Annotated in this window: 10 protein-coding genes and 2 pseudogenes; 3 read left to right on the top strand and 9 right to left on the bottom strand. The window is 65.0% G+C overall.

Annotation, left to right across the window (positions count from 1 at the left end; all coding sequences use genetic code 11):
• Positions 1-436: 436 nt before the first annotated feature.
• Positions 437-610: a hypothetical protein gene (locus tag V7D81_RS23360; RefSeq protein WP_442958373.1), complete on the bottom strand. Its 174-nt coding sequence runs from the start codon at positions 608-610 to the stop codon at positions 437-439.
• Here V7D81_RS23360 and V7D81_RS22070 point away from each other — a divergent pair.
• Positions 609-1,156 (top strand): annotated as a pseudogene (locus V7D81_RS22070) (sigma 54-interacting transcriptional regulator); the annotation flags it as partial. The gene V7D81_RS23360 and the pseudogene V7D81_RS22070 overlap by 2 nt on opposite strands.
• On the opposite strand, the gene V7D81_RS22065 reads toward V7D81_RS22070, so the two are convergent.
• Positions 1,131-2,240: a sensor histidine kinase gene (locus V7D81_RS22065; protein ID WP_442958372.1), complete on the bottom strand. Its 1,110-nt coding sequence runs from the start codon at positions 2,238-2,240 to the stop codon at positions 1,131-1,133. The pseudogene V7D81_RS22070 and the gene V7D81_RS22065 overlap by 26 nt on opposite strands.
• Here V7D81_RS22065 and V7D81_RS22060 point away from each other — a divergent pair.
• A complete protein-coding gene (locus V7D81_RS22060; RefSeq protein WP_324320381.1) occupies positions 2,178-2,438 on the top strand; it encodes a hypothetical protein in 261 nt (86 codons plus the stop codon). The genes V7D81_RS22065 and V7D81_RS22060 overlap by 63 nt on opposite strands.
• A 35-nt stretch (positions 2,439-2,473) precedes the next feature.
• On the opposite strand, the gene V7D81_RS22055 is transcribed toward V7D81_RS22060, so the two are convergent.
• The 6 genes and pseudogenes from V7D81_RS22055 to V7D81_RS22030 form a co-directional block, all read right to left on the bottom strand.
• Positions 2,474-3,841, bottom strand: coding sequence for a sigma-54-dependent transcriptional regulator (locus V7D81_RS22055; protein ID WP_324320379.1), 1,368 nt, complete (start codon positions 3,839-3,841; stop codon positions 2,474-2,476).
• A 24-nt stretch (positions 3,842-3,865) separates the two neighbouring features.
• Positions 3,866-5,083: an ABC transporter permease gene (locus V7D81_RS22050; protein WP_324320377.1), complete on the bottom strand. Its 1,218-nt coding sequence runs from the start codon at positions 5,081-5,083 to the stop codon at positions 3,866-3,868.
• Complete coding sequence (locus V7D81_RS22045) at positions 5,076-6,335, bottom strand: ABC transporter permease (protein ID WP_324320375.1); 1,260 nt, start codon at positions 6,333-6,335, stop codon at positions 5,076-5,078. Before V7D81_RS22045 ends, V7D81_RS22050 begins: the two co-directional genes overlap by 8 nt.
• Positions 6,336-6,353: 18 nt before the next feature.
• The gene (locus tag V7D81_RS22040) at positions 6,354-7,031 is read right to left on the bottom strand and encodes an ABC transporter ATP-binding protein (RefSeq protein WP_324320373.1); all 678 of its coding nucleotides are present in this window, start codon (positions 7,029-7,031) and stop codon (positions 6,354-6,356) included.
• A gap of 27 nt (positions 7,032-7,058) precedes the next feature.
• Positions 7,059-8,303, bottom strand: coding sequence for an efflux RND transporter periplasmic adaptor subunit (locus V7D81_RS22035; RefSeq protein WP_324320371.1), 1,245 nt, complete (start codon positions 8,301-8,303; stop codon positions 7,059-7,061).
• Between the two features lie 223 nt (positions 8,304-8,526).
• A pseudogene (locus V7D81_RS22030) lies at positions 8,527-8,778 on the bottom strand (hypothetical protein); the annotation flags it as partial.
• Positions 8,779-9,032: 254 nt separating this feature from the next.
• Between V7D81_RS22030 and V7D81_RS22025 the strand changes: the two are divergent.
• Positions 9,033-9,272, top strand: a complete 240-nt coding sequence (locus tag V7D81_RS22025; protein WP_324320367.1) for a hypothetical protein — start codon at positions 9,033-9,035, stop codon at positions 9,270-9,272.
• A 6-nt stretch (positions 9,273-9,278) separates the two neighbouring features.
• Here the strand turns inward: V7D81_RS22025 and V7D81_RS22020 are convergent.
• Positions 9,279-10,030, bottom strand: a 752-nt coding sequence (locus tag V7D81_RS22020; protein ID WP_324320365.1) for an ATP-binding cassette domain-containing protein, incomplete at its 5' end; no start/stop codon positions are given.

The raw sequence follows: 10,030 nt of genomic DNA, 5'->3' as shown, positions 1-10,030 counted from the left end.
TGCCCGATTCGCATCGCGGGTCTTCTGTTGACCCCGGACGGCTGGTCAAAGCCCCCTGACTCCGCAAATCCGGCTCGGACGATACTCGTCAGGCATCGTTCTGCCCGCAAACCCCACGCCGAGCGGGTCCACCACCGCTGAATCCACCCCCTCACCCCTCCGCGGCCTGCAATGAGTACAGCCGCACTCGGTGCGCCGTGTCAGCGGCGCAATGATCGTCAGCAATGAGTTGAGTTCAGAACAGCGACCGCTGCGGCGGCGCTCGCGCACCCAGCGGCAGTACGTGCTGCACTTCATCCGCAACCGTCTTGTCCAGATGCGACAGGATCTTCGCAATGATCCCGGGCGCTTCGATGCTGGCGATGATCTTCAGCTTCCCGCCGCAGCCGGCGCAGGCGTCGATCTCGATACCGAATACGCGCTTCAGGCGCTGCGCTCAGTTCATCGCCACATGACGCGGTGTCGGAGGGTCATCCTGCTGCTTCATCGCCCCCACGCCCCGCCGCGCCGGCGTCACCACCGCACGCAGTTTGCTGTGCGGGGCAAACACCCCATGAAATCGGGTCAGGTGCATTCGCGGCGGCGGCACCAGCGCTGCAAGCCGCGCCATCAGCTCCAGCGGTGCGATGCAGGAAGTGTTTCGCGCGATCGGCCGCTTGTCGCGGTCGAGTATGACGGTGCTGATCACCGGTGAGTCGGGTACCGGCAAGGAGCTGGTCGCCCGGGCGCTGCATCGGCACAGCCCGCGCGCGAACAAGGCGTTCATCGCGCTCAACACCTCCGCGTTCACGGCCGACCTGCTCGAATCCGAGTTGTTCGGGCACGAGAAGGGATCGTTCACTGGCGCCGATCATCAGCGCCGCGGTCGTTTCGAGCAGGCAGACGGCGGCAGCTTGTTTCTCGATGAAATAGGTGACATGTCGGCCCGGCCAATCTTCAGGATGAATGGACGCGACAGCTGAATGCATGGGCCGAGAAGCGTCTCGCCACGGGGGCGACGCCGCTGCTCGATGACGCCATGCCCGAGTTCGAGCGCACGCTCATTCGTGCCGCGTTACGCAAGGCGGAAGGCGGGCGGCAGGAAGCCGCACGTCTGCTCGGCTGGGGCCGCAACACGCTTACGCGCAAGCTCAAAGAGCTGGGGATGGATGAGTAGCGCTTGCGCGCAACGGCATCTCGATTCGAAAACGCGTACCAGGGTCGGCCGGCTCCAGCGAGAAAGCGAAGCCGTGATGAGTCAGGATCTCCTTGACCAGCGTCAGCCCCAACCCCTGACCCTGTCGCTTGGTGGTGAAGAACGGCTTGAACAAGTTCGCCCGCACCTGTTCATCCAGCCCGCTGCCGGTATCGTTGACGGTCAAAGCCACTGTATCGCCGTGCCGGCGGGCGAGGATGTGGATCTCGCCATCGCGTTCGATCGCTTCGACGGCGTTCTTGATCACGTTCATGAGCACCTGATCCATCTGCGCCCGGTCCATCCAGAGCAGCGGCAGATCCGCATCCGCTGAGATGTCGAGAACGATGTTGCGCGCCTTGAGCTCGGCGCTGAACATCGTCCGCAGGGCGCGCAGCAGATCGCATACGTCGATTTCCTCGCACTGCGGCTCCGGCAGCTTGACCAGATCGCTGAAGCCCTTGGTGAACTCGTTGAGGCTGCGGTTGCGCGTGATCAGCACAGCCAGCGCGTTCTCGTAATCGATGCGATGTTCCCTGCAGGCGAGCTCCGCGGCGTAGCTCCGGCAGGACTCCAGCAGCGAATTGGTGGCCGCCACCGTGTTGGTGACTTCGTGCGAGATCATGCGAATGAGCTTCTCGTAGGTCTCGCGTTCGCTGCGATTGAGCTCCGCGGTCAGCTCATCGATCAGCAGGTAGGAGCGAGCGAACCCTCGATCCGTGAACTGCGCCCGCTGGCAGCGCAGCCGTCGTCCATTCGCATCGGTCAGCATGCGGGTCTCATCCAGGTCGAGCGCGGCAAGCGCGGCGGCGAGCGCCGAATCGATAGCCGATAGCGATCGCCCGATCAGGTCGGTATCGGCTTTTCGGCCGAGCAGCTCGAGCGCACGGGGGTTGACCAGCGAGATCCTGCCGTCGAAGTCGAAGATCACGATCCCGCTTGGCGTCACGGCGAGAAAACGGTCGAGGAACCCGCGCTGCTCGCCGAGCCGGAGCCACTCCGCTTGCAGATTCTCCAGCATGCGGTTGTAGGCGTGGATGATGCGATCGATCTCCCGCTGATTCACGGGTGGATAGCGCGTGCCGAACTCGCCGGACTCGATGACCTCGACGAGATCTCGCGCCACCTCGTTCGGCCTGAACGCGGTCCTGATCCAGCGGATGCCGGCGCACAGAGAAAGCACGAGGACGATTTCGAGCGCAAACAGCCACCAGCCGAGCGCCTGCCGCTGCCAGACCAGGACAGCGCCTACGAGCAAGTGTAGGGCGAGAACATAGGCGCAGAGCCTCGACTTCAGAGTCACGGCGCTTCGATCTCGTGCTTCGCGAGCCGCCGGTAGAGCGCCGCCCGGCTCAGGCCCAGCAGCTCGGCCGCGCGCGTGATGTTGCCCGCCGATTGGCTCATGGCGCGTTCGATCATCAGCTTCTCGACCTCATCGAGCGGCAGCACGTCGCGGTCGAGCCGGCTTGTTGGCGCCGGTTCCTCGGCGCGAGCTGTGGTCTCCAGATCCGCCCGGGCAAGAAGAGGCCGCGGCGACATCAGCGCCGCTCGCTCGACGCAATGCTTCAGCTCCCTCACGTTTCCCGGCCAGGGTTGCGCGCCGAGCCAGCGGACGGCGTCGGCGGCAAGCTCGATCTCGCCCAGTCCGTAACGCGCACGAGCCTGGCGCAGATGATGGGCCGCGATCAACGGAATATCGATGGCGCGCTCACGCAATGGAGGCATGACGAGCTTGATCAGGTTCAGCCGGTAATAAAGATCCTCGCGAAACTCGCCCAAGGCGACCAGCCGCTCGAGATCGCGATTGGTCGCGGCCACGACACGGAAATTCGACCGGCGGCGCTCGCCGTCACCGACGCGTTGAAAGCTTTGATCCTGCAACACGCGCAGCAGCTTGATCTGCGATGTGCGATCGATCTCGGCGACCTCGTCCAGAAAAATAGTGCCCCCATCGGCCTGCTCGAAGTAGCCGGCGCGGTCGCGCTTGGCGTCCGTGAACGCGCCGCGGGCGTGGCCGAACATCTCGCTCTCGAACAGCGACGGCACGATCGCTCCCATGTTGACCTTGACCAGGGGTCCGGCGGCGCGAGTGCTGTTGGCGTGGATGGCGTTGGCGAGCAACTCCTTACCCGTGCCGCTTTCCCCCGTGATGAGAACCGCAGCGTCTGTTCGCGCCACGCGCACGACGTGATTGAGCACGCGCACCAGCGCCGGATCGCGGCCGAGGATCTCGCTCAGCTCGAACTGCTTGTCGAGCGATTCGCGATCGGCTGCGGCAGGCGGCCGCTCGCCGAACAGGCTCAGTGCGGTTCTGAGCACGCGCACCAGGCGCTCGTTGTCCCAGGGCTTGGTGACGAAATCGGCGGCACCGGCTTTCATGCCTTCGACAGCCAGCGCAATGGAGCCCCAGGCAGTGATCAGCACGACCGGCACGGCGCCGTGATCGCGTCTGATCGCGCGCAAGAGATCCAGACCCTCCTCGCCCGTGGTCGAGCGCGAGAAGTTCATATCCTGGATGACCAGATCGATGCTCCGCTGCGCCAACACCTCGAGCGCGGCGGCGGGCTCGGCCGCGACAACGAAACGGAAGCCGTTCTGCTTCAGCAGCAGCTCGAGTGACGCGGTTACAGAGACGTCGTCATCGACTACGAGTATGGTCGCCGTCATCGAATTCCTGCGGGAACTGCACGCTCACTCATAACGTAGCGCATCGGCAGGCTCACGGCGCGACGCGAGCCAGCTCGGGTAGAGCGCGCCGAGCGCGACGAGCAGCAGAATCAGTGCCGCTGAAATCACGATGGCGAGCGTCGCTGCGGCCCAGTCTATGCGCCGCACGAGCTCGAGCAGCGGAAACTGTATCGCCACCGCGATCCCGATCAGGATGCCGAACGCGCCGACCATCAACATCTCGAGCTGGATCTGCCGCCGAACCGAGCCCGCGGCCGCGCCGAGCGCCCGCCGCAGGCCGATCTCCTGGGTGCGCCGCACGACATCCTGCCAGAGCACGCCGATCAATCCCATGACCACGAGCGCGATGAAGAACACGGCAATCGTGGCGGCTATTTTCAGCGGCAGCAGCGTAGTCGACAGACTGCGCTCTCGCATCTGCGTCCACGGTGTGACGGACGCCACCCACCCCGGCGCAACCGATTCGATGGTCGCAACGAGCTGCTCCTCGAAGCTCGCATCGGTTCCCGGGGCAACCTGGAGCAGCAGGGAAAAGGTCGGCCCGCGCTCGTCGTCGGGCTCGTACCGTTCGATCACATACGGAACCGTGTCCGAGAGCTCGCCTTTCTGCCGGAAGTCCTCGATCACGCCGACGATCCGAACTTCCCTGCGCTGCGCCCCACGCCCTTCCGAGCCGGGTGGGTCGATGCGCTGGCCGATCGGCTCGACACCCGGTCCAAATGACTGCTCGACGAAGGCACGATTGACGAGCACGGCGCGATAGCCCTGCCCTTCGTCCGCGGGACCGAACCAGCGGCCATCGACGAGCTCGACATCGATGGCCTGCAACGCCGCGGCCGTGGTTCGGTTTATGTGCGCCGACAATGTGGCGTCGCCCGCGCCCCTGAACTCACTCCTCCACTCGCTGTCGCTGTAGGGCACCGTCATGATCGGCTCGACCACTTCTGTCCGGGGCAGAGCCCGCAATGCGGCCAGGACGTCTGCAAGCGTGCCCGAGTGGGATTGCCGGCTGAACATGCTGCCGGCGTAGGCCGTGTTCGTGGCCCCGATGTTCCACATGTTCTCGTAGACGAAACCGAGCGGGCGCTGATAGTTGCTCCAGAGATTCACGGCCAGCGCCGTCAGCACGAAGGTGATGACAAAGGCGGCCGCAATCTCGACGACGAGCAGCCGATTGGCGCGGCGGCGGTTCCAGATGAGCGTGAGCGCGTGTCTAAGCATGCTGAAGTCCTCTCAAGGCCGCCGCCGGCTCGAGCCTCGCCATCTTCCAGGCGGGATAGGCTCCCGACAGCACGCCGAAGATCAGAATGAAGATGAAGCCGGCGACGAAGACGGGCGCGCTCAGCGTCAGCCGGCCGTACGTGAACAACGTGGCGTTGAGATAAGCCAGCACCAGCGGCGCGATCGCGAAAGCGAGCAGCCCGCCGAGCGCGCAAAGCACGACGTTCTCGAAGATGAACTGGCCCGTGAGCGCAAGCCGCGAGGCGCCGGTTGCCTTGCGCAAGCCGATCTCCGGCGCGCGCTCGAGCATCCGCCCGATATTGAGATTGGCCATATTGATCGCGGGCAGCGCCATGAAGAGCAGCGTGATGGCGCCGGCGAGCGCCAGAAACTGAGGCACCCGGTCGTCGGCGAATTTGTCGTCGAAGCCCGAGCTCATGTTGCCGATGATGAAGCTCGCGAGCATCCCGAGCGGCGTCCAGGCCACGGAGACAGCGCGGTCGAACCGATGGGGGTCGTCGGCGGCCACGAAGCCCTCGAGCGCCTGCTTGAACTCGTTTTGCACGGCCGCGCGCTGCGACGGATCGTCGACGTAGAGCATGATCTGGCCGCCGAGGATCCACTGGTCCCGGTAAGTCTGGCTCGTCGTCAGGGGCACCCAGATATCGGAGTAGGCGAGACGGCTGATCTCGGCCTCGTCCGCGACGACGCCGACGACCTCGTACGAGTCGCCCCCCGCGGTGATCTTCTTGCCGATCGCGGACTCGCCCGGAAAGTATGTGTTTGCCGTCGTCTCGTTGATTACGGCGACGAACCGTCCCTGGTCGATGTCGTCCGTCTGCAGTACGCGCCCGTCGAGGACATCGAAGTCCAGGATCTCCCAGTACGGCGCGTCCGTGCGGCGCAACTGGGAGGTGACCTTACGGCCGTCGAGGTATGAGATCGTGGGGTTGGGAGTGGTCGCGAAGCTGACTTTATCCGGCGTCTCGAGCGGCGCCGCGTAGCCCTCGTAGAACTTGTAGCCCGGTCCGCCGACAAGCTCGCTGTTAGGCCCCGTCAGCAAGATGCGGACGATCGACACGATCTGATTCTGACGATGCTGTGCGCCGGCGGGACTCACGAAGCTGTCGAAGATGGCGAAAGCAACGACCAGCACGGTCAAGGTCAAGGCGGCGCCGAACAGATTGACGAAGGTCAGGAACCTGCGCCTGAGCAACACGGCCAGCGCGATCTTGAGGTAGTTGCGTAGCATGGTTCTTCCTCGAAAGCCTCAGTGAACCAGCTGGCCGTCGAACAAGCGGAAGATCCGCCGCGTGCGGTCGGCCTTGGCCTGATCGTGCGTGACCATGATGATCGTCGTGCCTTGCTCGGTGTTGAGCCGCTCGAGCAGACCCATGATCTCTTCGCTCATCTGGCTGTCGAGATTGCCGGTCGGCTCGTCGGCGAGCAGCAGGCTCGGCTTGCCGACGATCGCGCGCGCGATCGCCACGCGCTGCTGCTGGCCGCCGGAGAGCTCGGTCGGGAAGTGGTTGACGCGATTCGCGAGGCCGACGACCGCGAGTGCTTCGAGCGCAAGCCTGCGCCGCTCGCGCCATGCGCCCTTGCGGTAGAACAGGGGCAGCTCGACGTTGTCGATGACGCGCAGATCCGGAATCAGGTGGAACGACTGGAACACGAAGCCGAGCTCCTGGTTGCGGATCGGTGCAAGCTGCGCGTCGCCGAGGCCGCTCACCGCGCGTCCCGCGAAAGTCACCGCGCCTCGTGTCGGCTTGTCGATCAGCCCGAGTACGTTCAACAGCGTGCTCTTGCCGCAGCCGGAAGGTCCCATGATCGAGACGAATTCACCCGGGTCGATCGTCAGGCTGACGGCCTGGAGCGCCACCGTTTCCATGCGATCCGTGCGGTAGATTTTCTGCACTTCGGACAAGGCGATGAGCGGTTCGGGCATGAAGGCGATCCTCTGAAGACTTCTGAATTACCTGACACGAATTTCCGCGAGCCCCGCGTAAGCCGAGGTATCGGAGACGATGACCTGGTCGCCGGCTTCGAGACCCTCCATGATTTCGATGACCTGGCGTCCGCTCATACCGAGCCGGACGCGCGTGCGCACGGCGCTTCCCTGCTCGATCACGAAGAGCTCGGTCACACCGGCACGCTCGAGCGCCGGGCCGCGGCGCAACTTCAGCACGTCCGGTTTCACGGCGGTGATGATCTCGGCATCGACGCGCAGATTGATGTGCAAGGCGGGCGCGGTCGGATCATCGAGCTCGATGAACAGCGCGAGACGTCCGCTGTCGGCCGTGGGCAGGATCCGCGCCACGTAGCCGGCGAACTCGCTCGTCGACGAACGGATCCTGACGCGCTGTTGAGGTGCGAGCGTGGATCCGTAGAAATCGGAGACGCCGGCTTCGACGCGGAACGCATCGGTGGCTGCGATAGTTGCCAACGCCTGACCTTCAGCAACCACAGAGCCTTCGTCGCGGACCAGGTCAGTGATGATTCCGTCCATGGGCGCCGTGACTGCGGAGGTGGCAACTCGTCGCGCCTGATCCGCACGCTGCTTGTCCAGGATCGACAACTCGAGCCCAAGCCGCTCGAGATCGGCCTCGCGCCGCGCCTCGAGGCTCACGATCTTCTTGTCCACTTGCGCGATCTCGACCTGCACGCGCTTGAGGTTGAGCTCGGCCTCGAGAAGGTTGGATGCCGAGACCGCGCCTGTCGTGCCGAGCTTCTGCAGGCGGCTCAGCGCAGCTTCGCGGCTTTCGAGATCGATGCGCAGCAGATCGCGCCGGCTGCGAGTTTGCCGTACCACGTCGACACGCTGAAGGTCCGCGCTTCGGCGTTCCGCTCTCTTGAGCGAAAGCTGCTCTTCCAGATTGCTGAGGGCGAGGGCAGACGCCGTCGTATCGAGCTCCATCAGAATCTGGCCGCGGCTCACGGCCGCTCCCAGCGACACGCGGACCGAGCGAACGGCGGCACTGACCGGGCTCGCGATGATCTGCTCGGAGCGAGGCACGATCGTGCCCGTGGCGGCTATGGTCGCTTCGAGCGGACCGCGCTCGACCACGGCCACGCGCACATCCGCAAGCTCGATCGAGGGTCTCAGGTAGCGCTGCCCTGACCAGCCGAGCGCCGCCAGAACGCCGGCCGCCAGAGCGACCTTGCGGCCGGCTCTGAGCCACGGGCTCCATCGTTGGCGGGAAGACAGGTCGCGATCCATGCCGCTGCCATTGCAGATGTCGCGCCAACTCCTCGGCACACGCGCACAGCAGTTGGAAAAGCCAGCTCAACCGGGGACTTGCGCTTGCGATCAGGTGACTGTCGTAGCCGCTCGACTCCCCCCGCGGTTGTCCGCGATCGAACGCACTGTTCGAGTTCGCACACTCCTGCCCGAACAGGTGGAGAGCCGCCGCTGCTGACTCGACGCGATCCGACGCGGACGCTCAGCAGGCTTTGGTGGAAGTGATCGCGGCTTCGAGCGGTGGATGCGCGGATGAGGTGCCGATGATGTCGGTGACGCGGCTGAAGCCGTGGCGCGCGAGATAGTCGGCGATGCCGGCGTTGATCTTCTTGCACACCAGCGGATCGTAGAACAGAGCGGTGCCCACGCCGACCGTGGTGGCGCCCGCGATCAGGAACTCGAGTGCGTCGTTCGCGGAAGTGATGCCGCCCTGCCCGATGATCGGCACGTTGTGTTTGGCGGATAGGAATTTCAATCCACCTGCCCGATTCGCATCGCGGGTCTTCTGTTGACCCCGGACGGCTGGTCAAAGCCCCCTGACTCCGCAAATCCGGCCCGGACGATACTCGTCAGGCATCGTTCTGCCCGCGAACTCCACACCGAGCGTGTCCACCACCGCTGAATCCACCCCCTCACCCCTCCGCGGCCTGCAATGAGCACAGCCGCACTCGGTGCGCCGTGTCATGCAGCGGCGCACGGGGTGCGGCCATGCAGGAAGGCCGGCCGCAGCCGCTGTCGCCGGAGTTTCTGCTGCATCTGAACGAACTCACGCTGATGATTCAGCGCGCGGGTCCGCAGGGGACGGCGACGACACCGGCCACCACGTTCGCGCGCTTCGACTGGCTGCCGGACACGATTGCGCCTGCGCCTGACTACCGCGCGAGCTATCGACCGAAGTTCTTCGAGAACCTGCTGGCCGGCGTGGTCGCGGCGCTGCACCGGCGCTGAGCCCCTTCACCCTGGCGCTCCTATCGTTAGCTCCTGCCGCAGCTCACACCCCTGCAGGAATCGTTCGTCGTGCGAGACGACGACCACCGCACCGTTGAACCGGCGGACGACGGCTTCGAGGAATTCGATGTTTTTGAGGTCGAGGTTGTTGGTCGGCTCGTCCAGCACCATCAGTTCCGGTTTGAGCGTGCTCAGAAATCCCCGGGCCAGCGCCGCGCGCAGTCTTTCGCCGCCGCTCAACTGCTTCACCGGTTGCCATGCCCGATCGCCCGCGAAAAGAAATCGCGCCAGACCATTGCGCAGGTCGCTGTCCGGCGCCGACGAAACACTCCTCACATTGTCGAACACGCTCAGATCGTCATCGAGCACGCTGCAGCGCTGATCGACGAACAGGGTGACGAGATGGCCGCGACGCCATTCGCCGCGCGTTTCGAGTTCGTCGCCCCGCAGGGCCCGCAACAGCACGGACTTGCCCGAGCCGTTCGCCCCGCGCAGCGCGACGCGCACGTTGCCGCGCCAGTCGAAGTCGAGATCGTGCGCGTAGATCCAGTCGCGAAAGCGGACATTGAATCCGTGCGCCTCGGCCACGAGCTTCTGCGACGGGATGCTGCAACTGGCGATGTCGGCGTACATCACCGGATCGATCTTCAGTTCGCCGAGCGCCGCGTGCACGTCACGGACGGCAGTGTCGGCACGCTCCAGCGCCGCGGCATTCAAGCGACCCGTGGTTTCCTGCGCGCGCCGCTTGCGACCGCCCA

This window comes from Povalibacter sp. (assembly GCF_036735925.1).
In the GTDB taxonomy this organism is placed as follows: domain Bacteria; phylum Pseudomonadota; class Gammaproteobacteria; order Steroidobacterales; family Steroidobacteraceae; genus Steroidobacter.
The sequence above is the reverse complement of the archived record's forward strand: the minus strand, read 5'-3'. Positions and strand labels throughout refer to the sequence as shown.

Excerpts from the sequence above, each read along its gene's own strand:
- V7D81_RS23360 (WP_442958373.1), bottom strand. The coding sequence starts at position 610 with ATGGCGCGGCTTGCAGCGCTGGTGCCGCCGCCGCGAATGCACCTGACC.
- V7D81_RS22055 (WP_324320379.1), bottom strand. The coding sequence starts at position 3,841 with ATGACGGCGACCATACTCGTAGTCGATGACGACGTCTCTGTAACCGCG.
- V7D81_RS22050 (WP_324320377.1), bottom strand. The coding sequence starts at position 5,083 with ATGCTTAGACACGCGCTCACGCTCATCTGGAACCGCCGCCGCGCCAAT.
- V7D81_RS22045 (WP_324320375.1), bottom strand. The coding sequence starts at position 6,335 with ATGCTACGCAACTACCTCAAGATCGCGCTGGCCGTGTTGCTCAGGCGC.
- V7D81_RS22040 (WP_324320373.1), bottom strand. The coding sequence starts at position 7,031 with ATGCCCGAACCGCTCATCGCCTTGTCCGAAGTGCAGAAAATCTACCGC.
- V7D81_RS22035 (WP_324320371.1), bottom strand. The coding sequence starts at position 8,303 with ATGGATCGCGACCTGTCTTCCCGCCAACGATGGAGCCCGTGGCTCAGA.
- V7D81_RS22025 (WP_324320367.1), top strand. The coding sequence starts at position 9,033 with ATGCAGGAAGGCCGGCCGCAGCCGCTGTCGCCGGAGTTTCTGCTGCAT.